The organism is Burkholderia cepacia complex sp. TUM26381 (assembly GCF_057439935.1).
Genome location: NZ_CM172008.1, coordinates 1,054,927 through 1,077,553 on the forward strand (window position 1 = coordinate 1,054,927; position 22,627 = coordinate 1,077,553).

The following is a 22,627-nucleotide window of genomic DNA, read 5'->3' on the forward strand; positions in this document are numbered from 1 at the left end:
GTGCTGAACGGTCGATTATCAGATGTTCTCGAAGATCGCAGCAATCCCCTGGCCGCCGCCGATACACATCGTCACGAGCGCGTAACGCCCGCCGATGCGCTTCAGCTCGTACAGCGCCTTGACCGTGATCAGCGCGCCGGTCGCACCGATCGGGTGACCGAGCGAGATGCCCGAACCGTTCGGGTTGACCTTCGCCGGATCGAGGCCCAGCTCCTGCGTGACGGCGCAGGCCTGCGCGGCGAACGCTTCGTTTGCTTCGATCACGTCGAGATCGGTGATCTTCAGGCCCGCGCGTTCGAGTGCCTTCTGCGTGGCCGGCACCGGGCCGATGCCCATGTACGCCGGATCGACACCCGCGTGCGCATACGCGACGAGGCGTGCGAGCGGCTTCACGCCCTGGGCGCGCGCAGCGTCCGCGCTCATCATCAGCACGGCTGCCGCCGCATCGTTGATGCCCGATGCGTTGCCGGCCGTCACGGTGCCGTTTTCCTTCGCGAACACCGGCTTGAGTTTCGTGAAATCGTCCGCGCTTGCGTCTTGACGCACGTGCTCGTCGGTGTCGAACGCGACCTCGCCCTTCTTCGTGCGGATCGAGATCGGCAGGATCTGATCCTTGAAGCGCCCTTCCGCGATCGCGCGCGCCGCGCGACGATGCGATTCGAGCGCCAGCGCATCCTGTGCGTCGCGCGAGATGTCGTACTTGCGTGCGACGTTCTCGGCCGTCACGCCCATGTGGATCGTCTGGAACGGGTCGTGCAGCGCGCCGAGCATCATGTCGACGAGCTTGCCGTCACCCATGCGCTGGCCGAAGCGCGCGGCCGGCACCGTGTACGGCGCGCGGCTCATGCTTTCCGAACCACCGCCGATCGCGACGTCGGCATCGCCGAGCATGATCGTCTGCGCAGCCGACACGATCGCCTGCAGGCCCGAGCCGCACAGGCGGTTCACGGTCAGCGCCGGCGCGTGCTGCGCGACACCGCCATTGATCGCCGCGACACGCGCGAGATACATGTCCTTCGGCTCGGTGTTCACGACGTGGCCGAACACGACATGGCCGACCGCATCGCCCGGCACGTTCGCGCGCGACAGCACTTCCGCGACCACCTTCGCCCCGAGATCGGTCGGCGAGAAATCCTTCAGGCTGCCGCCGAAATCACCGATCGCGGTACGGACACCGCTCACCACCACGACTTCTTTCGCTGCATTGCTCATCGTTTCACTCCGGTTCGTTCGCGCCCGCGGGCGCAAGGATGCGTTGCGTTACATGTTCGGATAATTCGGCCCGCCGCCGCCTTCCGGCGTGACCCACACGATGTTCTGCGTCGGGTCCTTGATGTCGCAGGTCTTGCAGTGCACGCAGTTCTGCGCGTTGATCACCAGGCGATCGCTGCCGTCGTCGTTCTTCACGAACTCGTACACCGCCGCCGGGCAGAAACGCCCCTCCGGCCCCGCGTACGTGCGCAGGTTCACGTTCACCGGCACGTTCGCATCCTTCAGCGTCAGGTGCGCCGGCTGGTTCTCTTCGTGGTTCGTGTTCGAGATGAACACCGACGACAGCCGGTCGAACGTCAGCTTGCCGTCCGGCTTCGGATACTCGATCGGCTCGCACTGCGACGCCGGCTTCAGCATCTCGTGGTCCGCATGCTTGTGGTGCAGCGTCCACGGCACGTTGCCGCCCATCACCTTCTGCTCGAGCCCGACCATCAGCGTGCCCAGGTACAGGCCCTTGGCCATCCACTGCTTGAAGTTGCGCGCGCGATACAGCTCCGTGTACAGCCACGACTGCTTGAACGCGTCCGGGTACGCGTTGAGCTCGTCCGACTGGCGGCCGGCCTGCACCGCGTCGAACGCGGCGTCGGCGGCCAGCATGCCGGTCTTGATCGCCGCATGGCTGCCCTTGATCCGCGATGCGTTCAGGAAGCCCGCGTCGTCGCCGATCAGCGCGCCGCCCGGGAACACCGTCTTCGGCAGCGACAGCAGGCCACCGGCCGTGATCGCGCGCGCGCCGTACGACACGCGCTTGCCGCCTTCGAGGAACGCGCGGATCGACGGATGCGTCTTGTAGCGCTGGAATTCCTCGAACGGCGACAGGTACGGGTTCGTGTAGCCGAGGCCGACCACGAAGCCGACCACGACCTGGTTGTTGTCCATGTGATACAGGAACGAGCCGCCGTACGTATCGGACTTCAGCGGCCAGCCGGCCGTGTGGATCACGAGGCCCGGCTTGTGCTTCGCGGGATCGATTTCCCACAGTTCCTTGATGCCGATCCCGTACGCCTGCGGCTCCGCGTTCGCGTCGAGCTTGAACTTCGAGATCAGCTGGCGGCCGAGGTGGCCGCGGCAGCCTTCGGCGAACAGCGTGTACTTCGCGTGCAGCTCCATGCCGAGCTGGAAGTTCTCGGTCGGCTCGCCGTCCTTGCCCACGCCCATGTTGCCGGTCGCGACGCCTTTGACCGAGCCGTCGTCGTTGTACAGGATCTCGGCGGCCGGGAAACCCGGGAAGATCTCGACGCCCAGCGCTTCGGCCTGTGCCCCGAGCCAGCGCGTGACGTTGCCCAGCGAAATCACGTAGTTGCCGTGGTTCTGGAAGTTGGCGGGCAGCGCCCAGTTCGGCGTCGTGACCGCGCTTTTCTCGGACAGGAACAGGAAGCGGTCTTCCGTCACCTCGACGTCGAGCGGCGCACCCCGTTCCTTCCAGTCGGGGAACAGTTCGTTGATCGCGCGCGGGTCCATCACCGCGCCCGACAGGATGTGCGCGCCGATCTCGGAACCCTTCTCGAGCACGCACACGCCGATCTCGGTGCCTTTCTCGGCGGCCAGCTGCTTGAGCCGGATCGCCGCCGACAGCCCGGCGGGGCCGCCGCCGACGATCACGACGTCGTATTCCATCGATTCGCGCGGGCCGTATTGCGCGAGCAAGTCCTGTGTGGTCAAAATCCTGTCTCCTCCTGCGTCCCGACCGTCAACCGGTCAGAACTGGTCTTCCGTCAACGCGAGCACGCTCTCGTTGCCCTTCGCGCCGACGATCGACGCTTCGAGCGCACCGGCCTGCACGAGAATGTGCTCCGCATAGCATTGCGCGATCGCGATCTTCGCGTCGAAGAACGCCGGGTCGCTCGCGCGGTTCGCCTGCGCGGCCACCAGCGCACGCGCCATCTGCCACCCGCACAGCACCACGCCCGCCAGCTTCAGGTACGGCACGCTGCCCGCGAACACCGCGTTCGGGTCCTGCTTCACGTTCGCCAGCACGTAATCCACCACCGACGACAGCGCGCGGGCGCCCTTCTCCAGCTGCGCCTTCATCGATGCGGCCGCCGCGCCGTCCAGCTTGCCCAGCGCCGTCACCGTGTCGCCGACTTCCGCGAGCAGCGCCTTCGCCACCGCGCCGCCGTCGCGCATCGTCTTGCGCCCGACCAGGTCGTTCGCCTGGATCGCGGTTGTTCCTTCGTAGATCGCCAGGATCCGTGCATCGCGGTAGTACTGTGCCGCGCCCGTCTCCTCGATGAAGCCCATCCCGCCGTGCACCTGCACGCCCAGGCTCGCCACGTCGTTCACCATCTCCGTGCTCCAGCCCTTCACCACCGGCACCAGATACTCGTAGATTGCCTGATGACGGCTGCGCGTCGCCTCGTCCGAATGGCGGTGGGCAATGTCGCTGTGCGCGGCTGCCACGTATGCCAGCGCCCGTGCGCCTTCGGTCAGTGCGCGCATCGTGCCGAGCATGCGGCGCACGTCCGGGTGATGGATGATCGTCACCGACTGCTTGGCCGACCCGTCCACCGGGCGGCTCTGCACGCGTTCCTTCGCGAATTCGGCCGCCTTCTGGTACGCACGGTCGGCCACGCCGATCCCCTGCATCCCGACGCCGAAGCGCGCCGCGTTCATCATGATGAACATGTATTCGAGGCCGCGGTTTTCTTCGCCGATCAGGTAGCCGATCGCGCCGCCGTGGTCGCCGTACTGCAGCACCGCCGTCGGGCTCGCCTTGATCCCGAGCTTGTGCTCGATCGACACGCAGTGCACGTCGTTGCGTGCCCCCAGCGAGCCGTCTTCGTTGACCATGAACTTCGGCACGATGAACAGCGAGATGCCCTTCACGCCTTCCGGCGCGTTCGGCGTGCGCGCCAGCACCAGGTGGACGATGTTGTCCGCCATGTCGTGCTCGCCCCACGTGATGAAGATCTTCGTGCCGAACACCTTGTAGGTGCCGTCGCCCTGCGGCTCGGCGCGCGAGCGCACCAGCGCGAGGTCGGAGCCCGCCTGCGGCTCGGTCAGGTTCATCGTGCCGGTCCATTCGCCCGAGATCAGCTTCGGCACGTAGCGCTGCTTCTGCTCGTCGGTGCCGGCCGTCAGCAGCGCCTCGATCGCGCCGTCGGTCAACAGCGGACACAGCGCGAACGACAGGTTCGACGCGTTCAGCATCTCGATGCACGGCGTCGCGATCAGCTTCGGCAGCCCCTGGCCGTCGTACTCGGCCGGATGCTGCAGCCCCTGCCAGCCGCCTTCGACGAACTGGCGGAACGCTTCCGCGAAGCCCGGCGTCGCGGTCACGACGCCGTCCTTCCAGCTGCTCGGGTTGCGGTCGCCTTCGACGTTCAGCGGCGCCAGCACCTCGCCGCAGAACTTCGCGGACTCGTCGAGCACGGCCTGCGCCGTGTCGTAACCGGCATCCTCGAAACCGGGCAACTGCGCGACGGCGTCGATACCTGCGAGTTCCTTCAGCACGAACAGCATGTCCTTGACGGGGGCGTTATAGCTCATGGTCGATGTTCCAATCAGGCGGTGAATGAGGTGCGCTCAGGGCTCGATGCGGCAGAAGCGGCCAGACCCGGGCGACGTGGTGACCCATCGTAATGCCGCCGCCGGCGATTCCTATTGTCATATCCGGCCCACATGGTGACAAAATCGGCCACGAGATAGGGGGGCGTTGCCGGGAAAGGCCGGCTGGACAGGGGTGTGGCGAATTCGGGTTTGGCGGATTCGGCGAGCAATCGGCGTGCCCGCGGCAGGCGCCGATGCCGCGGATCGGGCCTGGGCCGGCGGCAATGGGAGCCGGTTATGGGAAGCGCGCGCGAATACCGGTCACGCGCCCGGTGCGGTTGCATCACGCGCCGGGCCGGCTCGCGTGCCACGTTCATCGGGGCCACATCAACACCGGCAGCAACGCCCCGCGCCGCATGTGCATCGGCCCGCCATGCATCAACGATACGTGGCGGGCCGACGGTATGCAGGAACCACGCGTCCGGAACGGGCCTGCGGCCCGCGCCGGTCGCGCGGCCGCGATCAGGAGGCTTTCAGCACACCGAAGACCTCGCTCAGCATCGACTTCGCATCACCGAACAACATGCGGTTGTTGTCCTTGTAGAACAGCGGATTGTCGACGCCTGCATAGCCCGAAGCCATGCTGCGCTTCATCACGATCGACGTCTTCGCCTTCCACACCTCCAGCACCGGCATGCCGGCGATCGGGCTCGTCGGATCGTCCTGCGCCGCCGGGTTCACGATGTCGTTCGCGCCGATCACCATCGACACGTCGGCTTCGGGGAAGTCGTCGTTGATCTCGTCCATCTCCAGCACGATGTCGTACGGCACCTTCGCTTCGGCCAGCAGCACGTTCATGTGCCCCGGCATGCGGCCCGCGACCGGGTGAATCGCGAAACGCACGTCGACGCCCTTCTCGCGCAGCAGCTTCGTCAGTTCGAACACCGTGTGCTGGGCCTGCGCCACCGCCATCCCATAGCCGGGTACGATGATCACGCGCTTCGCCTCGCGCAGCAGCTCGGCCGTTTCCGCCGCGCTCACCGCGACCGCTTCGCCGGCCGGTTGCGCACCGCCGCCACCGGCTGCCGCCGGGGCGCCCGCGCCGCTGCCGAAGCCGCCCGCGATCACGCTGATGAAGTTGCGGTTCATCGCGCGGCACATGATGTACGACAGGATCGCACCCGACGAGCCGACCAGCGCGCCGATCACGATCAGCAGGTCGTTGCCGAGCATGAAACCGGTCGCGGCCGCCGCCCAGCCCGAGTAGCTGTTGAGCATCGACACCACGACCGGCATGTCCGCCCCGCCGATCGCCATCACCATGTGCACGCCGAACAGCAGCGAGATCACCGTCATCACGACGAGCGGCAGCATGCCGTCCTGGATGCCTTCCGCATGCAGGAATGCACGGCAGAAGTAGATCACGATCAGCAGCGCGGCCAGGTTCATCCAGTGCCGTGCCGGCAGCAGCAGCGGCTTGCCGCCGATCTTGCCCGACAGCTTGCCGAACGCGATGATCGAGCCCGCGAAGGTGATGGCGCCGATCAGGATGCCGACGTAGATCTCCACTTCGTGGATCGCCTTCTCGGCACCGGTGAATTGCAGCGACGTGTCGATGTAGCTCGCGAAGCCCACCAGGCAAGCCGCCAGACCGACCAGGCTGTGCATCAACGCGACCAGTTCCGGCATCTGCGTCATCTGCACCTTCTTCGCGGCGTACAGGCCGACGGCGCCGCCGACGACGAGTGCGGCGATCACGTACGGAATGCCCGCGGCCGACACGCGCGGACCGGCCACGGTGGCCAGCACCGCGATCAGCATGCCGATCATGCCGAGCAGGTTGCCGCGACGCGCGGTTTCAGGGTTGGCCAGCCCGCCGAGGCTGAGGATGAACAGGATCGCGGCGCCGATATAGGAGACGGTAGTCAGGTTTGCAGTCATGGTTGTCGTCCCCTTATTTGCGGAACATCGCCAGCATGCGACGCGTCACCGCGAAGCCGCCGAACATGTTGACGGCCGTGAGCGTCAGCGCGCCCACCGCGAGGCCCAGGATCAACCCGGACGGACGGTCACCGGCGTTGGCCAGCTCGCCCAGCGGCGGTGCGACCTGCACGAGCGCGCCGATCGCGATGATCGACGAGATCGCGTTGGTCACGCTCATCAGCGGCGTGTGCAGCGACGGCGTGACGTTCCAGATCACCATGTAGCCGACGAAGCACGCGAGCACGAACACCGTGAAGTGCGACAGGAAGCTCGCCGGCGCGAACTGGCCGACGAACAGGAACGCCAGCGCGCCGATCGCGAACACGATCGCAAGCGCCTTGGCCGACATCGGCTCGCCGGCATGTCCGTGGCCCTTGGACTTCGCGGGCGCGGCCGCGACAGGCGCCGCCTGCGGCTTGGGCGCGACGACCGCCTGCTTGATCGGCGGCGGCGGCCACGTGACGTTGCCTTCCTTGATGACGGTGAGGCCGCGGATCGCGTCGTCGTCGAAGTCGACGTTGATCGTGCCGTCCTTGCCCTTGCACAGCTCCTCGACCACGCGCAGCAGGTTGGTCGCATACAGCGTGGACGACTGCCGCGACAGGCGCGACGCGAGATCCGTGTAGCCGACGATCGTCACGCCGTGGCGCACGACGGCCTCGCCGGGTACCGTGAGTTCGCAGTTGCCGCCCTGTTCGGCGGCCATGTCGACGATCACGCTGCCGGGCTTCATCGACTGCACCATCTCGGCCGTGATCAGCTTCGGCGCGGGCTTGCCGGGAATCAGCGCGGTCGTGATGATGATGTCGGCGTCCTTGGCCTGCTGCGCGTACATCGCGCGCTGCGCCTGCTGGAAGCCTTCGCTCATCACCTTCGCGTAACCGCCGCCGCCCGAGCCTTCCTCTTCGTAGTCGACCTTGACGAACTCGCCGCCCAGCGACTTGACCTGATCGGCCACTTCCGCCCGGGTGTCGTTCGCGCGCACGATCGCACCGAGGCTGGCGGCCGTGCCGATCGCGGCGAGGCCCGCCACGCCGGCACCGGCAATGAACACCTTGGCCGGCGGAATCTTGCCGGCCGCCGTGACCTGGCCGTTCAGGAAGCGGCCGAATGCGTGCGCGGCCTCGATCACCGCACGGTAGCCGCTGATGCTGGCCATCGACGTGAGCGCGTCCATCTTCTGCGCGCGCGACAGCGTACGCGGCAGCGAATCGATCGCCAGCACGGTGGCGCGCTTCGCGGCCAGCTGCTGCATCAGTTCGGGGTTCTGCGCCGGCCAGACGAAGCCGATCAGCGTGCCGCCCTCGCGCATCAGCGCCACTTCGTCGCCGGTCGGCGGACGCACCTTGAACACGATGTCGCTGCCGGACCAGAGCTCGGCCGCTGTCGCGGCAACGCTCGCGCCGGCCGCGCGGTACGCGTCGTCGTCAAAATTCGCGCCGGTCCCGGCGCCGCTTTGGACGGCGACCGAAAACCCCAGCTTGACCAGCTTCTCGACCACTTCGGGGACGGTCGCTACGCGCCGTTCGCCGGTGGCTGTCTCCAACGGAATCCCAATCTGTAATGTCATATTATGAAAGATGGGTGATGGCCGTCGCGAAGCGCTCGGGCCGGTGCGTCAAGTTACCAGAATCATGTGCATGTTTCGAAATCTGCGTGCGACCCGCGATGGCATCGCCGCCGGGCGCCGGATACGGGCGCCGGCCGCACACACCGGCGTCCCCGCGTCCTACACCTGCCGCCGGTAAGTCCCCGGCGTACTCCCTGTCCAGTGCCGGAACGCGCGGTGAAACGCGCTCGGATCGTCGAAACCGATATCGGCGCCGATCGCCGCGATCGTGTCGGGCGTGTCGGTCAGCCGCTGGATCGCGATGTCGCGCCGCAACTCGTCCTTCAGCACCTGGAACGTCGTTCCTTCGGCGGCCAGATGGCGGCTCAGCGTGCGTACCGAACAGTGCAGGTGCTCGGCCGCGTGGTCGATCACGGGCAGGTCGGGCAGCGCCGCCGACAGGTACTGCCGCACGCGATGGCACACGAGCTGTTCGCTGAACGATTCGAAGATCCAGTCGCCGGGCGCGCGCGCAAGGAACTTGCGCAGGTTGCGCTTGCTCTGCCGGATCGGCGCATCGAGGTAATCGGCGCTGAAACGCATCAGCGTGCGCTCGCAATCGAACTGCACGGAGCCGGTGAAGAAATACAGGTGGTCGACCGCATGGCGCGGCCGCGGGCACGCGAATTCGATCTGCAGCAGCGGGATCTTTTGCCCGATCAGCCAGGAGCACACGCCGTGCACGAGCTTGAGCATCAGTTCCTGGCCGAGCGCGCCGATCGGGCCGATCGCGTCGTTCGGGCGCAGCAGCACCTGCGCGATCAGGTCGTCGCGCTTCGATTCGACGAAGAAATCGTCGAGCAGGATGTGGAAAAACTGTCCGAAACGATGCAGCGCCGTTTCGAGGTTGCGCGCATCGAGCAGGCTCAGGCACAGGTACTTGAGCGTGCCGCCGCGCAACGGGCGCGAGAAGATGCCGGGCATCTCGTCGTCGAGATCGATCGCGAGCGTGCGGTACAGCGTCGAGAACTGTTCCTCCGTCACGCGCGCGTGCGGCTCGCCGAGCAGCTCGATCGGAATGCCGGCGCCGCGCAGGTAGCGCTCCACCACGTCGCGCTGCGCCCCCGCGCTCGCGAGGAAACCGTTGACGAGCGAGATCGGCACCGTCGCGCTCGGCGACGGCATCGCACGCCCGGGCCGGGCGGAAAGGGCATCTGAGCCGGTCATCGGGTCCCCGTCGATCGAACCGCTCGCATTGTACTTGAGCGGCCCGTGCGTCACCTTCGGGGCCTTCGGGACCTTCGGCGCACCGGGCCGCGCAGCCACGGCCGCGCGGCGCGTCGGCGCCATCAGTCGGTGCGGCTGAGTTCACGGCGCAGGATCTTGCCGACCGTGGACTTCGGCAGCCGGTCGACGAAGCGGACGATCTTCGGCACCTTGTAGGCCGCGAGGCTCGCGCGGCAATGCTCGACGAGGTGGGCCTCGGTCACGCCGGCATCCGGCGCGAGCACCACGAACAGCTTGACGGCCTCGCCCGTGCGCGGGTCCGGCACGCCGATGCACGCGCACTCGGCGACGCCCGGCAGCGCGGTCGCGACGGCTTCCACTTCGTTCGGATACACGTTGAAGCCCGACACGATGATCATGTCCTTCTTGCGGTCGACGATCCGCAGGAAGCCGGCCGCGTCGAACACGCCGACGTCGCCGGTGCGGAAATAGCCGTCCGCCGTGAACGCGGCCGCGTTCGCGTCCGGTTTCTGCCAGTAGCCGCCCATCACCTGCGGCCCCTTCACGCAGATCTCGCCCGCTTCGCCGATCGCCACCTCGCGATCCTGGTCGTCGAGCAGCATCACGTCGGTCGACGGCAACGGCAGGCCCGTGGTGCCCGTGAACGAGTCGATCGACTGCGGGTTGAACGACACGACCGGCGACGTTTCCGACAGCCCGTAACCCTCGCGGATGAAATTGCCGGTCACCGCCTTCCAGCGCGACGAGATCACGTCGATCACCGCCGCGCCGCCGCCGGCCGACAGCTTCAGCCGCGACCAGTCGACTTCGTTCAGGCGCGGATGGCCGGCGAGCCCCGCGTACAGCGTGTTCACGCCGACGAATACCGTCGGCCGCGCAGCCTTCAGCACGTCGATGAAGCCGTCCATGTCGCGCGGGTTCGCGACGAGCCAGTTCTGCGCGCCGATCGCGAAGTAGGACAGGAAGTTCACCGTCAGCGCGAAGATGTGATACAGCGGGATCGCCGTAACGACGACCTCCTCGCCCGGCTCGCGCGCGGCCGGCACGATCGCCGCGAACTGTTCGATGTTCGCGACGAGGTTGCGATGCGACAGCGCCGCGCCCTTCGACAGGCCGGTCGTGCCGCCCGTGTATTGCAGCAGCAGCAGGTCCGCGCCGCCCAGCGCAACCGGTTCGTACGCGAGCGATTCGCCGGCCGCAATGGCGTCCGCGAGCGCGGTCGAACCGGGTGGCAGTGCATCGCACGTGCCGGCCGGCGCATCGACGACGCCGAGATCGCCGCGCCCCACGCTCAGCACGGTGCGCACGCGCGTGCCGCCGACCACGTCGGCGAACGTGCCCATCGAGCCGCCGCAGACGACGGCCACCTCGACGCCCGCGTCGTTGAGCTGATGCTCGAGCTCGCGCGCGGTGTAGTGCGGGTTCACGTTGACCTGGATCGCGCCGATCTTCGCGACGGCGACGAACACGACCGGAAACGCGAGCACGTTGGGCAGCATCACGGCCACGCGGTCGCCCTTGCGTACGCGGACGACTTGCTGCAGATAGGCGGCCAGCGCGGTCGACAGGCGGTCGACGTCGGCATAGGTGAGCGTGCGGCCGAACGCATGGAACGCCGGACGGTCGGCGAAGCGGCGCATCGCGTCGTCCAGCAGCGCGCTTACGGAAGGATGGCGATCGGCATCGATCTCGGCGGGGATCGAGCCATACGACCCGGTCCAGTGTCTCTTCGTCATGTCTCACTCCACGGGGGGACGGTGCGCCCGCAGCACACCGTTCGCACGGCGGCCTGCACGCCGGAAGGACGCGGGCCGTCGCCTGACCGGCGACTATCGCCCGCGCGACGCGCTTTGCAAATGATCCGGGCGGCCGAAAAGATGATCGAAACGGACATGCGGGCGGGGCCGCTTGTCTAGGCAACCGCGCTTGCCGCGGCAGGCAGTCGCATATTCCACCGCGCGGATTGCAAAGCATCAAGCGGCATGGCACGGGCTGCCGCCCTTCTTCATAATCAGACGATCGCCATTCTTTCGTCGAGACGATGCAGCCGCTTTCCCTGGCCCCCGCCGACACGTTCGCGTCGGTCCGGTTCCTGCTGACCGACATGGACGAGACCCTGACCCATCGGGGCCGTCTGGCCGCGCAGACCTATGCAGCACTCGAGCGGCTGCAGGCGCACGGCATCCGCGTAATTCCCGTGACGGCCGCGCCGGCAGGCTGGTGCGACCAGATGGCGCGCATGTGGCCGGTCGACGGTGTGATTGCGGAGAACGGCGGACTCTTCATTCGGCGCAGCCCGGACGGGAACGGTGTCGAGCGCCGGTACTGGCACGCGGACGACGCGCTCGCCGGCGCGCGCGACGCACGCCGGCGTATCGCGCAGCATGTCGAGAAGATCGTACCCGCTGCACGCCTCGCGGACGACCAGGACTTCAGGCTGACGTCGCTCGCGTATGCACGCACCGGCTCCGACCAGGACGACCGGGTACTCGACGCGCTGGTCGCGGCCGGCGCGGACGCGACCATCAACAATCTGTGGATCATCGGCTGGGCCGGCGGATACGACAAGCTGTCGATGTCGCTGCGCGTGCTGTCGGATACCTACGGCGTCGACGCCGATGCCGCGCCAGCGTGCGTCGCGTACGCCGGCGACTCCACGAACGACGCGCCGATGTTCGGCCATTTCACGCACACGGCCGGCATGAGCACCGTGGTCGAGTATCTGCAACACCTGCCCGCGCCGCCGCGCTGGATCACGCACGGCCCCGGCGGCAGCGGATTCGTCGAGTTCGCCGACGCGATCCTGCGCGCTCGCCCGGACGCTCAGCGCTGACCGGTCCGGCGGCCCGACTATCGCGTTATCAGCATGGACAACATACGGGATCAGGCGATTCCGGCCGCCGGTCGCGCCTGATACGATCGCTTCGCTTCCGGTTCGCCGCGGCCGAACGCACCGCGCAACGCCGCCGATGAAGCCGATACACGCGCATCCGCACAACGGATTCCGCCTGCGCCATACCCTGGCCCAGCCGGTCGCTCCCGCGGCCGCTTAATCAGGATTACTTCACATATGCCGCCGATCGCGGCAACGTGCCGCGCCGGAGCAACAGACACGACACATCCAACCCGCGAACCTATCCCGCTCCATCAAGAGGTCAGTCGCCATGCCAGAACGCATCTCGTTTGGACAACTCCCCGCCCGGCTGCTCGACGTCGTGCTCAACGTCGAGGAATACGCGAACCACACCGGACACGATTTCAGGCTCGTCGAGCTGGTGCGTGCACGCGTGTCGCAACTGAACGGCTGCGCGTATTGTCTCGACCGTCACATTAAGGAAGGCATCCACGCAGGCGAAGATCCGCTGCGCTACAACCTGCTGCCCGTATGGCACGAGACCCCCGGCCTCTACAGCCCGAAGGAACAGGCGGCGCTGCGCTGGGCCGAAGCGCTCACGCTGATCAGCGAGCACGCGATCGACGACGCGCTCGTCGCCGCGACACGCGAGCACTTCGATCGCGACGAACTGGCGACGCTCACGCTGATCGTCGCGCAGATCAACACGTGGAACCGGCTCGCCAAGCCCTTCGCGTGGCAGGCCGGCGTGTTCCAGGCCGGTTGACGCCGGTCGAGGCCGGGCCGGGTGCGCCGGGTGGCACCGGCGCGCGTATCAGGGTGAACCCTGTAGCGCATGGGATCGTTCCCGCGCAGAATTGCGTGCCGTAAACGATATCGATTCGGACGCAGGATCCCGTCATGCCGCGCAGTGCGCTCTTGAACCCGACGGCCGCCCGCGCAGCCCGCCTGCCGGACGCCGCCCCCGCCCACGCGCTGCGCGAGCAGCGCTTCACGCCGGCCAAGCTGGCCGTGCTGCTCGACGTGGCGGCACAGGCCGGCCTCGACCCGGCCACGGTGCTCGACGGCACCGGCCTCACGCCGGCCGACGTCGCCGATCCGTTCACGCTCACGTCGCCGCTGCAGTTCCTGACGGCCGCGCGCCGTGCGATCGGCCGGTACGACGGCACCGATCTCGGCGTGCGCGTCGGCCGCCGGCTGCACGCGTCGAGCTACGGGATGTACGGCTACGCGATGCTGTGCTCGGAATCGCTCGCGCACGCGTTCGATTCGGCCGTCAAGTACCACCGGCTCGCGAACGGCATGCTCGCGATCCGCTGGGTCGAACAGGGCGACACCGCTTCGTGGCTGTTTCCGGACCGGCACGAGGTCGGGCTGCCCGATCTCGACGAGCCGCTGTACCGTTTCCTGATCGACATGCAGTTCGCGTTGCACGTGACGATCATCAAGGACGTGATGGGTGCATGGTGCGTGCCGGCACGTGCGCAGTTCGCGCAGCCGGAGCCGCCGCACGCGGCATCGCTGGCCGATGCGCTCGAATGCCCGATCGCGTTCGACCAGCCGCATCATGTGCTCAGCTATCCGGCCGCGTGGCTCACGCGCGCGCCGCAGCTCGCCAATCCGATCACCGTCGCACAGGTGTCGTCGCACTGCGCGAGCCTGCTCGAGGAATTGCGCAGCCAGGCCGGCGTCACGCGGCGCGTGTACCAGGAACTCACGCGCACGCCCGGGCAGTTTCCCGACATCGACGCGATCGCGGACATCCTGTGCATGACCTCGCGCACGCTGCGCCGCAAGCTCGAAGCCGAAGGCACGTCGTACAGCGAACTGCTGACGAGCGTGCGCAAGGCGCTCGCGCTCGACTACCTCAGCACGACCACGCTCAGCACCGAGGACATCGCGCTGACGCTCGGCTTCAGCGATGCGGTCGGCTTCCGCCACGCGTTCAAGCGCTGGACCGGCACGACGCCGAGCGACGTGCGGCGCAAGCGCGGCGGGTAAGCGCGGCGGGTAAGCGCGGCGGATGCCGCCGCCGACGACGGCGGCGGTCAGCGTGCGTCGCCGCCCGGCAGCGACGCAACCGCCAGCGCAAACTCGAACACCGCGCCGCGCCCGGCCCGGTCGACGAGCCGGATCCCGCTGCCGTTGAGCGCAAGCATCCGGTGCACGATCAGTAGGCCGAGCCCGCCGCTTGTCACCGTGCCGCCGCTCATCGGCCGCTGCGGCCGCTGGAACAGCCCTTCGCGCCGCGCAGCCGGGATCCCTTCGCCGGTATCCGCGACGGTCACGACCACGCGGTCGCCCTGCGGCTCCAGCGCGACCTCGATTTCGCCGTGTGGCGGCGTGTGCCGCAGCGCGTTGTCGAGCAGGTTGGTCAGCACGCGCTCGATCATCCCGAGATCGGCCGACACGACCGGCACGCGCGGCGGAATTCGCGCATGCAGCGCGACGCCGCGCGCCTGCGCGGTCAGCTCGAACTTCTGGAACACGTCCTGCACGAGATCGACGAGCGAGAACGGCTCGCGCTCGGCCTGCACGCCGCCCGATTCAAGCCGTGCGAGCTCGAACAGCGCCTGCGCGAGCCGGCCGACCTTCGCGCTCTGCGCGAGCGCGATCGACAGGTAGCGCCGCCGCTCGGGTTCGGCGAGCGTGTCGGCCTTCAACGACAGCGTCTCCAGGTAGCCGTGCAGCGATGTGAGCGGCGTGCGCAGGTCGTGCGAGATGTTCGTGATCAGTTCGCGCCGCTGCTGGTCCTGATGTGTCAGCGCGCGCCACTGGTCGCCGATCCGGTCGGCCATCTGCGCGAACGCGGATTCGAGCACCACGATGTCGTCGCCGCGGCGGGCCGGCGAGCGCGGCACCGGCGGCTGCGTGTCGGGCGCGCCGTTCGCGTCGAAGCCACGCATCGCGTCCGTCAGCCGGCGCAGCGGGCGCGTGATGAAGCTGAACGCAACAAGGCCTGCGAGCAGGCCGAGCAGCGCGACGAGCGCCATCGACCACAGCGTGGTGCGCAGCACGTTGCCGGCGTCGACGCGTGCGGCCAGGCGGTCGTGCGCTTCGCCGAGCAGCACCACGTAGATGTAGCCCGACGGCGGCTGCCCCGCGCGCTGCAGCGGCGCGGCGCTGAACACCTTGCGCGCGTCCGGGCTGCGCGGATCGTCGCCGAGAATCGGCAGCGGCTGGCCCGCGATGAAGCGCTGCACGGGCGCAAGATCGATACGGTCGCGCTTCACGTGGCCGGGCGGCGCATCGTCGCCCTGGATACGCCCCGCGTTGTCGAGCAGGTACACCTCGACGCTCGGGTTCACGCCCATCAGCTGGCTGAACAGCGTACGCACGGCATCGGGGCGCAGCCCGTTCGCGTCCATCAGCGGCGCGCTGTTGGCGATGTTCGCGGCCAGGTCACGCGACAACGCCTGCACGACTTCCTTCTCGCGCATGTCGTTCGCGCGGATCTGCAGCCACGCGGACGCGCCCGAGCACGCGAGCAGCAGGACCGAAAACACGAGCGACAGCCGCTGGGTGAGCGTGAGCTTCATCATGCGTCCCGCTGGCCCGGCGCGGCGAGCTTGTAGCCGCGGCCCCACACGGTGAGGATTCGCACCGGATCGGCCGGATCGGCCTCGATCTTCGCGCGCAGCCGGTTGATGTGGGTATTGACCGTGTGTTCGTAGCCTTCGTGCTGGTAGCCCCACACCGCATTGAGCAGGTCCATCCGCGAGAACACCTTGCCCGGATGCCGCGCGAAGAAATACAGCAGGTCGAATTCGCGCGGCGTGAGGTCGATGCGCGCACCGTCGACGCTCGCCTCCCGTGCGATCGGGTCGATTGCGAGCCCCGCGACGTCGAGCGTGCCGGCGTCGATCCGCGAATCGCGCGCGAGCGCGTCGACCCGCCGCAACAGCGCCTTCACGCGCGCGACGAGTTCGAGCACCGAGAACGGCTTCGCCAGGTAGTCGTCGGCGCCGAGCTCGAGGCCGAGGATCCGGTGCACCTCGCTCGACCGCGCGCTCGTGATGATGATCGGCGTGTAGCGCGTCATCGCGCGGGCGCGCCGGCAGATTTCGAGGCCGTCGACGCCCGGCAGCATCAGGTCGAGGATCAGCGCGTCCCAGCCGCCCTGTTCGAGCAGGCGCAGCCCTTCGGCGCCGTCCGCGCTGTGCACGACTTCATAGCGCTCGTCACGCAGGTGCAGGCTCAGCACGTCGGCGATGTCGGCGTCGTCCTCGACGATCAGGATGCGTTTCGGTTGGTCCATGGCGGTGGGGGGCGGCACGTCGAAGCCGGGTTCGATAACGGTTGTCGGCGGGCGATCGATGGCCCGGGTCGAATCGCGGCGGAAAGCTGCGCTGCCGTCATTGTGCAAAATTTTGCGGCGGGAAGTGATCACATTTCGTTTATCTTTGGATCACGCTCGCATTGCAAGCCAGTACCCGCAACGATTACCGTTCTGGCCCCTGAAATTTCCCCGGTATCCTGAAGCGCCCGCCAAGCAGCGGACGTCGCCACGCGACGATCGTGGAATCGCCCCCGTCCTACGTGCGTGCCGCACCTCGCGCGGGCAGATCGACGGCCGATTGCATGAACCGTTGATCGACCGTCGCGGAGATCCGCCGGGCCGTTTCATGCAACGCCGCGCCGATCTGCGTGACCGACAGCGCGCCCGCTTCGCCCGACTGCGCAAGGTACGGGCAAGCGAGGATCGCGATGGCCGAACCCGACTTGTCCACGATCGGCGTCGCGATATCGGTGATGCCGGGAATTCGCTCATTGGGGCGGCAGAGATAGCCGTCGACCAGATGCGCGGGCAACGCTTCGTCGCCGAGCGCCGGATTCCGCGACTCGATATCGTGCCCATCGGCCCGCGACAGCCGGGTCCGCACGTCTTCGTCCTGAAAGGCCCGGTACATCTCGCCAGCAGCGCTGCCGTGCATCGACACGCGTGTCCCGACACGGACCGCGATGTTCCATTCTGTTTCGCTGCCGGCCGTTGCGATGACGATCATCGTGTCGCCGTCGAATACCGTCAGATAGCACGACTGGACCATCTGCAATGCGAACTGCTGCAACAGCGGGGTGACGAGCGCGCCCAGCGATCGTGTCGGCGCATGATGCTGCCCGAGAAAGTAGAGCTTCATGGTCAGCGCGTACCGGTCGTACCGATCCACCCGGTAGATGTAACCACGATCCTCGAGCACCTGCATCATCCGGTACAGCTCGCTTCGGCTGCGCTTCAACGCGCGGCAGATGTCCGCCTGCGCCATGCCGTACTCGCGATCGATGAGCAGCTCGAGAATATCAAGGCCCTTCTCGAGCGCCGGGGCGCGATATCTTGCCTTTTTCTCAGGTCCCGTATCGACGAGATCCGCCGCGTCAATTTCTGGATTCTGCATGAGCTGAAATTCCGGTCGTCAAGCAATGCCAGGATCACCGGTTCCGTGGCCCGGCGGGACGGCAAGAAAACGCGTCTGCCGCGTCATGAACCGACGAGCATCTGGCGAGACAATGTGCGTCGACATGCGACAACCGTTCCGACGAGCACATGCCGAATTCGCGAGAACAGCTCAACAAGCCTGTTTTTCCGGCCACCATGGCTGCGGTGTGTCCCGAATCAGATAGTCATCCAGGTTCTTGCCGACAAGCCACCTGGGGCGTGCACCTTTTCCCGACCACGATCGACCGGTGTCCGGGTCGTAGTACTTTGCCGAAGCCTTTTGTCGATTGGCCTTGATGAAACCCGCCGCCCGCAACAACTCGATTTCCGTGATGTCGAACAGCTTGACGTGCTCGGCAATCTCCTCGAGTTTGACTTTCTTCTCCTTCTGCCTGGCTTCTTCGACAATCAGATTCAAGTGACCGAGCTGCTTTTGAAGCTCGCGAATCGTAGGACTCTTCATTCGATCCATTCCGAGATTAAGTCAATTGGCGGCCTTTCGGCTGCGCGTGAGCGATTCGGTATTTCCGTGACTGCATGACCCATCTCGCGGCACCCGATCCCGAGAACAGGGCGCAACGTCCCGACCCATACGCGTCATACGGGACAAGCCGCCAACGTGAGTCTCGAACTCGCGCTGCCCGCCATCGAACCACGATCTCGAGCAGCGCTGGCGATTCACGATGGTGCTGAATTTACGGCATCAATTTACGCGGCACATACCGTTCAACGCATGATTCGTGCCATCTCCAAGCATTCGGTTGCAGCGCCGCATAAAAACGTCGGCAAACCAATGACTTTTATCTGTCGCTCAAAATATCTGAATAAAACCGGCTCCTGCGGTAAAACGTTTGCGTTCTGCCCGCAGCGACGTGCCGTTACGTAACGGCACGTCGTAACGCACACGTGACGAACGGGACATCGGCACGCCATCCGTCGAGAACGTTCGATCGAGTAAATGCTTAGTCATGCGAATCAGATGTTGCTGTCTTGCGTGCAATCGCGCATCATCCCACCCTGACGCGGGCCGAACACAGCACGGCGAATTCGCTTCGGGCCACTCACCCCATCCATTGCCCAGACGCCCCACCACATGTCCTCACCGATCCTTCCCGCCATCGTCGCCCTCCTGGCCGCTACAACGGTCGCACCGGCCAACGGCGCAGAATCCGCTCCACTCAATCTTTGCGAGTTCGTGCCGGTATTCAACGAGAATTTCAGCGCGTTCCGCGTGTCGCCCCGTATCCTGGGCGACGCACAATGGATCGCGCACACACCGTGGAATGGCGACTTCGGTGATGCCGCGTTCTCCGATCCGGGGCCTCAAGGGCCGTTCAGCGTGGTCAACGGCGAATTGCACATCACGGCGAGCCGCACGCCGCAGGGGCGCTGGCATTCCGGCCTGATTGCCGCGGCAGACGCGTCCGGCAACGGCCGCGGCGTGCGCTACGGATACTTCGAAGCACGCATGAAGATGCCGCCCGGCCCCGGCACGTGGCCGGCATTCTGGTTGATGAGCCTCAAACCCGTCGCCGACCCGGCGCCGCGTGTCGAAATCGATGTCGTCGAATACTACGGGCACGCAACCGATCGGTATTCCTCGTCGCTTCATGTGTGGTACCGCGGCGCGAACCAGAATCAGTCGCGCCATGTCACGCATCGCAGTCCCGTTCCGGCCGACTCGCTCGTCAACGGGTACCACGACTACGGGGTCCGCGTGCTGCCAGACAAGATCACGTACTACCTCGATCGCCGCCCCGTCTGGGAGCAGGCGACGCCAGCCGAACTCGATACACCGCTCTATCCGCTCGTCAATCTTGCGCTGGGCTCGGGTTATCCGATCGACCAAACGCCCGACCCGTCGACGCTCGCCGTCAAATGGGTGCGGCTCTATGCGCTCGACGAAGCGGGCAAATCGAGCCGCTGTGCGCGGCCGAAGGAACACTGATCGCGCCCCGGCTCGGGGCCGCCACCCGCGCCGCCCCCGGCTGGCCGTGAACTAGGCCGATTGCGGCTCCAGCACCGTGCACGCCGCGAAGACTTCGAGCAGACGTTCGACCCACGCATCCGGTGACAGCCCCATGTGGCGGGTCGCCGAGTGGGCGGCGATGCTCATCCGTCGCGTCGCATCGTCATCGTGCGCAATGCGGGCAATCGCACCGGCGAATGCCGCCTCGTCGGCGGGATCGCACACGTCGCCGGCGCCGCACGCAACGATATCGCCTGCCAGCAACGCGGACTGCGCGACAACGACCGGCAATCCGCTCCACATCGCTTCCGCGGCCACGAGGCCGTACGGCTCCGGATAGCGCGAGGGCATCAGCAACGCGCGTGCGGATTGCACACGTTGCGCCACCTCGCTCGGTGCGAGATGGCCGCAAAACGTTACTTCCGGATACGCGGCGCGCAACGCGGGCATCATCGGCCCGTCTCCGATGATGACGAGCCGCGCACCTGCGCGCCGCGCCGCGCGCGCGGCAAGGTCCGGCCCCTTCTCCGATGCCAGCCGGCCGACGAACACGAACGTGTCGTTGTGTTCTGCGGCGATGCGCTCGGTGCTCCACGGCGTCACCGGGTTGGGTACGGTTTGCAAGCAACCGACGGGAATGCCGCCGCGCTCGAGCGGTTCGCGCATCGAGTGGTGAATCATCAGGACGCGAGGCCCGGCGGAATCGAAGTGAAGCGTGTGCGATTGAACGGCCTGCCTGACCGTACGCCACACCTTGTGCGCGTAGTGTCGCTTGTCGCAATCGCGCGTCACGCAGGCCGCGCCGAGCGGAACGCGCGTACAGACGGTGCCGGCACGGTAGTCGGCAAATGCGCCGTTCGGGCACACGAGGAAAAAGTCGTGCGCCGTAATCACGGTCCGCTCGCGTACGCGACGCAGCGCCGCGAACAAGGACGGCGACAGGATCTGGCTCCAGCCGTGCACGTGATAAACCGTACCCGGCGTGTCGTGACGCGTGATCCACGCATTGAGCGTTCTAACCGTGTCCGGGTTGTACACGCCACGCCCCAACGCGGCCGCCCCCGCCTGCAGCAACCCGATGCCTCTCAGGCAGACGACCTCGATACCGAGCGCGTCGAACTCCGGATTGGCGCCGTCGTCGCCGGTGACGTACGTCACTTCGACGCCGCGTTTTCGCATCAGGCGCAGTTCGAGCAACGCCAGCGCCGTCGCGCCCCCATTGGCGACCGACACGTCGTTGACGATCACCAGCCGTTGCGGAAGAGTTGTATTCATGCGAGCGACGCTCCCGCCACCGGCGCGCGGCCGTCAGGTTGCCGCGCTCCCGCCACCGCGCCCCGCAGCGCAGCGGCGAGTTCGGCCACGTGTGCGCACGCGTCGTCGAGCACGACGCGATGCACATGCGCATCGATGCCCTCACCGAGCTGCCGGGCAGCGAGCCCGACGACGGCGTCGATCGAATCGACACCGACCGTACAAAGGCAGTGCCCGCGCCCGACACCCGACAGAAACGATTCGAGCTTGACGTCCCACGCGAACCCGATCTGCGGGACCGCATACGAGAATGCGGCGATGTTCGCGTGAAGCCGGTGCGCCATCAACAAGTCGAACGATGAAATCAGTCGCGCGAGGTCGGCCGGCGTCGCCGCACGAGGCGCGAAAGTGATCCGGCCGGGCCCGGCAGCCTCCGCGAGGATCGGGCGCAGTTCGTCGATGTAAGCCTCGTCTTCGGGACTGCCATTGGCGAACACGACGAAACGCCAGCCATATGCGCTACCGGCACGCACGAGCGCGCGATACCATTCGGCTTGCGCCGCTGCCGATACGCGAAGACTGCCGCCGTGGTACTTGAGCGCGATCGGATGGGTAATCCCCAGCCCTATCGTGGTGACGGCGTTATCCGGCGTGCGGGATCGCGCGACATGCCGCGACACCAGGTGACCGGGATCGTGCACGACCTGCGCCGCGCGAATCCCGGCACCGCACAAGCGCGCCCGCCAGATCTCGGCCGAGCGTCGCTCGCGCACCGACGCATGAAACAGCGAAACCCCGCCGAGCGCGCGCCGGAACAGCAGCTCGCCACGCGACGTCCAGTCACCGGATACGCCGACACCGAAGACGGCGGCCGGCAAACCGAGATCACGGACTTCCGCCATCGCGGCATCGAGCTTCATCGGGAAGTTCAGATCCGCATCGCTCAACAGATTGCCACCGCCGACAACAACGGCGTCGACGCCGCGCAACACCGAACGCCAGCGCGGACGCAGTTCCGTGTGCAACTTGTACCCGAGCACCGAGTGCACGATCGCATGACGCACGACACGCGGGCTGTGGTGCATCAGCGTCAACACCGATTTTCGGGAGGTTGCGCCGCATGCGTAGTCGGTTCGACCCGCGAGATCGATCACGCGAATCTCGATGCCCGGCAACGCCGCCGCGAGTTCCGCCTCGAGACATTCGGACAGCATGCCGTCGCCGAGATTCGGGCTGTACTTCACGTTGACGAGCGCGACGCGCGGCGCATGCGGCATTTCGTCGGCGCCAGGCGCCCCGTGGCGAACGCGGTTCTGCATGGTGGGATGATCGGGAGGCATTGTTGTGTCGCAGGACTTTTTCCAGACTCGCTGGACGTTACCGCGTGAAAATGAGCGGCACGATGGCGGAAAGGCATGCGAGCGGCAGCTTCGCCCTGCACATTCACGGATGCGAAACCGACGTTTGCGTCGGATATCTGCCGTCGCGCTCAGGTGACGATACGCTTTCACTATACCTTCCAATTCCATTATGCTTCGCATACCGTAACAAATATTAAAGGTTTGCCAAGCCGAA

18 protein-coding genes are annotated in these 22,627 nt (G+C 66.8%); 5 read left to right on the forward strand and 13 right to left on the reverse strand.

The genetic code is table 11. From position 1 onward, the window contains the following. Positions 1 to 18: 18 nt before the first annotated feature. The 7 genes from bktB to ACWMMN_RS36655 all read right to left on the reverse strand — a co-directional run bounded on the left by bktB (position 19) and on the right by ACWMMN_RS36655 (position 11,277). Positions 19 to 1,212: a beta-ketothiolase BktB gene (bktB, locus tag ACWMMN_RS36625; protein ID WP_059242226.1), complete on the reverse strand. Its 1,194-nt coding sequence runs from the start codon at positions 1,210 to 1,212 to the stop codon at positions 19 to 21. A gap of 48 nt (positions 1,213 to 1,260) precedes the next feature. Beyond that, positions 1,261 to 2,889 (reverse strand): electron transfer flavoprotein-ubiquinone oxidoreductase, encoded by a 1,629-nt coding sequence (locus ACWMMN_RS36630; protein WP_422674397.1) that lies wholly within the window; start codon positions 2,887 to 2,889, stop codon positions 1,261 to 1,263. 81 nt (positions 2,890 to 2,970) lie between these two features. Next, positions 2,971 to 4,761 carry an acyl-CoA dehydrogenase gene (locus tag ACWMMN_RS36635; RefSeq protein ID WP_059242231.1) on the reverse strand — a complete coding sequence of 597 codons (1,791 nt, stop codon included), beginning with the start codon at positions 4,759 to 4,761 and terminating at the stop codon, positions 2,971 to 2,973. Positions 4,762 to 5,283: 522 nt separating this feature from the next. Further along, complete coding sequence (gene pntB / locus ACWMMN_RS36640) at positions 5,284 to 6,702, reverse strand: Re/Si-specific NAD(P)(+) transhydrogenase subunit beta (protein WP_486424244.1); 1,419 nt, start codon at positions 6,700 to 6,702, stop codon at positions 5,284 to 5,286. 13 nt (positions 6,703 to 6,715) lie between these two features. Continuing rightward, on the reverse strand, positions 6,716 to 8,314 hold the full coding sequence (locus ACWMMN_RS36645; protein ID WP_486424245.1) for a Re/Si-specific NAD(P)(+) transhydrogenase subunit alpha: 1,599 nt from the start codon (positions 8,312 to 8,314) through the stop codon (positions 6,716 to 6,718). A 159-nt stretch (positions 8,315 to 8,473) separates the two neighbouring features. After that, positions 8,474 to 9,643, reverse strand: a complete 1,170-nt coding sequence (locus tag ACWMMN_RS36650) for an AraC family transcriptional regulator (RefSeq protein WP_486424246.1) — start codon at positions 9,641 to 9,643, stop codon at positions 8,474 to 8,476. Further along, positions 9,643 to 11,277 (reverse strand): AMP-binding protein, encoded by a 1,635-nt coding sequence (locus ACWMMN_RS36655; RefSeq protein ID WP_486424247.1) that lies wholly within the window; start codon positions 11,275 to 11,277, stop codon positions 9,643 to 9,645. The genes ACWMMN_RS36650 and ACWMMN_RS36655 overlap by 1 nt, the downstream gene beginning before the upstream one ends. Positions 11,278 to 11,582: 305 nt before the next feature. On the opposite strand from ACWMMN_RS36655, the gene ACWMMN_RS36660 reads away from it, so the two are divergent. The 3 genes from ACWMMN_RS36660 to ACWMMN_RS36670 all read left to right on the forward strand — a co-directional run bounded on the left by ACWMMN_RS36660 (position 11,583) and on the right by ACWMMN_RS36670 (position 14,396). Next, a complete protein-coding gene (locus ACWMMN_RS36660) occupies positions 11,583 to 12,374 on the forward strand; it encodes an HAD-IIB family hydrolase (protein WP_486424248.1) in 792 nt (263 codons plus the stop codon). A 331-nt stretch (positions 12,375 to 12,705) separates the two neighbouring features. After that, entirely contained in the window at positions 12,706 to 13,161 is a 456-nt protein-coding gene (locus ACWMMN_RS36665; protein WP_059242240.1) for a carboxymuconolactone decarboxylase family protein, read from the forward strand. Positions 13,162 to 13,295: 134 nt separating this feature from the next. After that, positions 13,296 to 14,396: an AraC family transcriptional regulator gene (locus tag ACWMMN_RS36670; protein ID WP_059242242.1), complete on the forward strand. Its 1,101-nt coding sequence runs from the start codon at positions 13,296 to 13,298 to the stop codon at positions 14,394 to 14,396. Between the two features lie 47 nt (positions 14,397 to 14,443). Here ACWMMN_RS36670 and ACWMMN_RS36675 read toward each other — a convergent pair whose 3' ends face one another. The 4 genes from ACWMMN_RS36675 to ACWMMN_RS36690 all read right to left on the reverse strand — a co-directional run bounded on the left by ACWMMN_RS36675 (position 14,444) and on the right by ACWMMN_RS36690 (position 18,292). Beyond that, positions 14,444 to 15,934 carry a HAMP domain-containing sensor histidine kinase gene (locus ACWMMN_RS36675; RefSeq protein WP_059242521.1) on the reverse strand — a complete coding sequence of 497 codons (1,491 nt, stop codon included), beginning with the start codon at positions 15,932 to 15,934 and terminating at the stop codon, positions 14,444 to 14,446. Next, on the reverse strand, positions 15,934 to 16,653 hold the full coding sequence (locus ACWMMN_RS36680; protein WP_342706494.1) for a response regulator transcription factor: 720 nt from the start codon (positions 16,651 to 16,653) through the stop codon (positions 15,934 to 15,936). The genes ACWMMN_RS36675 and ACWMMN_RS36680 overlap by 1 nt, the downstream gene beginning before the upstream one ends. A gap of 277 nt (positions 16,654 to 16,930) precedes the next feature. Next, the gene (locus ACWMMN_RS36685; protein WP_059242244.1) at positions 16,931 to 17,788 is read right to left on the reverse strand and encodes an IclR family transcriptional regulator; all 858 of its coding nucleotides are present in this window, start codon (positions 17,786 to 17,788) and stop codon (positions 16,931 to 16,933) included. Between the two features lie 171 nt (positions 17,789 to 17,959). After that, complete coding sequence (locus tag ACWMMN_RS36690) at positions 17,960 to 18,292, reverse strand: H-NS histone family protein (protein ID WP_059242246.1); 333 nt, start codon at positions 18,290 to 18,292, stop codon at positions 17,960 to 17,962. Between the two features lie 156 nt (positions 18,293 to 18,448). Here ACWMMN_RS36690 and ACWMMN_RS36695 point away from each other — a divergent pair, with 156 nt between their 5' ends. Together ACWMMN_RS36695 and ACWMMN_RS36700 are read left to right on the forward strand one after the other, a co-directional pair. Then, positions 18,449 to 18,715, forward strand: a complete 267-nt coding sequence (locus ACWMMN_RS36695; RefSeq protein WP_256087548.1) for a hypothetical protein — start codon at positions 18,449 to 18,451, stop codon at positions 18,713 to 18,715. 207 nt (positions 18,716 to 18,922) lie between these two features. Next, a complete protein-coding gene (locus tag ACWMMN_RS36700; protein ID WP_486424249.1) occupies positions 18,923 to 19,777 on the forward strand; it encodes a glycoside hydrolase family 16 protein in 855 nt (284 codons plus the stop codon). A gap of 51 nt (positions 19,778 to 19,828) precedes the next feature. On the opposite strand, the gene ACWMMN_RS36705 is transcribed toward ACWMMN_RS36700, so the two are convergent. Both ACWMMN_RS36705 and ACWMMN_RS36710 read right to left on the reverse strand, forming a co-directional pair. Continuing rightward, positions 19,829 to 21,073: a glycosyltransferase family 4 protein gene (locus tag ACWMMN_RS36705; RefSeq protein WP_486424250.1), complete on the reverse strand. Its 1,245-nt coding sequence runs from the start codon at positions 21,071 to 21,073 to the stop codon at positions 19,829 to 19,831. Then, positions 21,070 to 22,581: a polysaccharide pyruvyl transferase family protein gene (locus ACWMMN_RS36710; RefSeq protein ID WP_486424251.1), complete on the reverse strand. Its 1,512-nt coding sequence runs from the start codon at positions 22,579 to 22,581 to the stop codon at positions 21,070 to 21,072. Before ACWMMN_RS36710 ends, ACWMMN_RS36705 begins: the two co-directional genes overlap by 4 nt. Between the last annotated feature and the right edge of the window lie 46 nt (positions 22,582 to 22,627).

Excerpts from the sequence above, each read along its gene's own strand:
- bktB (WP_059242226.1), bottom strand. The coding sequence starts at position 1,212 with ATGAGCAATGCAGCGAAAGAAGTCGTGGTGGTGAGCGGTGTCCGTACC.
- ACWMMN_RS36630 (WP_422674397.1), bottom strand. The coding sequence starts at position 2,889 with ATGGAATACGACGTCGTGATCGTCGGCGGCGGCCCCGCCGGGCTGTCG.
- ACWMMN_RS36635 (WP_059242231.1), bottom strand. The coding sequence starts at position 4,761 with ATGAGCTATAACGCCCCCGTCAAGGACATGCTGTTCGTGCTGAAGGAA.
- pntB (WP_486424244.1), bottom strand. The coding sequence starts at position 6,702 with ATGACTGCAAACCTGACTACCGTCTCCTATATCGGCGCCGCGATCCTG.
- ACWMMN_RS36645 (WP_486424245.1), bottom strand. The coding sequence starts at position 8,314 with ATGACATTACAGATTGGGATTCCGTTGGAGACAGCCACCGGCGAACGG.
- ACWMMN_RS36650 (WP_486424246.1), bottom strand. The coding sequence starts at position 9,643 with ATGGCGCCGACGCGCCGCGCGGCCGTGGCTGCGCGGCCCGGTGCGCCG.
- ACWMMN_RS36655 (WP_486424247.1), bottom strand. The coding sequence starts at position 11,277 with ATGACGAAGAGACACTGGACCGGGTCGTATGGCTCGATCCCCGCCGAG.
- ACWMMN_RS36660 (WP_486424248.1), top strand. The coding sequence starts at position 11,583 with ATGCAGCCGCTTTCCCTGGCCCCCGCCGACACGTTCGCGTCGGTCCGG.
- ACWMMN_RS36665 (WP_059242240.1), top strand. The coding sequence starts at position 12,706 with ATGCCAGAACGCATCTCGTTTGGACAACTCCCCGCCCGGCTGCTCGAC.
- ACWMMN_RS36670 (WP_059242242.1), top strand. The coding sequence starts at position 13,296 with ATGCCGCGCAGTGCGCTCTTGAACCCGACGGCCGCCCGCGCAGCCCGC.
- ACWMMN_RS36675 (WP_059242521.1), bottom strand. The coding sequence starts at position 15,934 with ATGAAGCTCACGCTCACCCAGCGGCTGTCGCTCGTGTTTTCGGTCCTG.
- ACWMMN_RS36680 (WP_342706494.1), bottom strand. The coding sequence starts at position 16,653 with ATGGACCAACCGAAACGCATCCTGATCGTCGAGGACGACGCCGACATC.
- ACWMMN_RS36685 (WP_059242244.1), bottom strand. The coding sequence starts at position 17,788 with ATGCAGAATCCAGAAATTGACGCGGCGGATCTCGTCGATACGGGACCT.
- ACWMMN_RS36690 (WP_059242246.1), bottom strand. The coding sequence starts at position 18,292 with ATGAAGAGTCCTACGATTCGCGAGCTTCAAAAGCAGCTCGGTCACTTG.
- ACWMMN_RS36700 (WP_486424249.1), top strand. The coding sequence starts at position 18,923 with ATGTCCTCACCGATCCTTCCCGCCATCGTCGCCCTCCTGGCCGCTACA.
- ACWMMN_RS36705 (WP_486424250.1), bottom strand. The coding sequence starts at position 21,073 with ATGAATACAACTCTTCCGCAACGGCTGGTGATCGTCAACGACGTGTCG.
- ACWMMN_RS36710 (WP_486424251.1), bottom strand. The coding sequence starts at position 22,581 with ATGGAATTGGAAGGTATAGTGAAAGCGTATCGTCACCTGAGCGCGACG.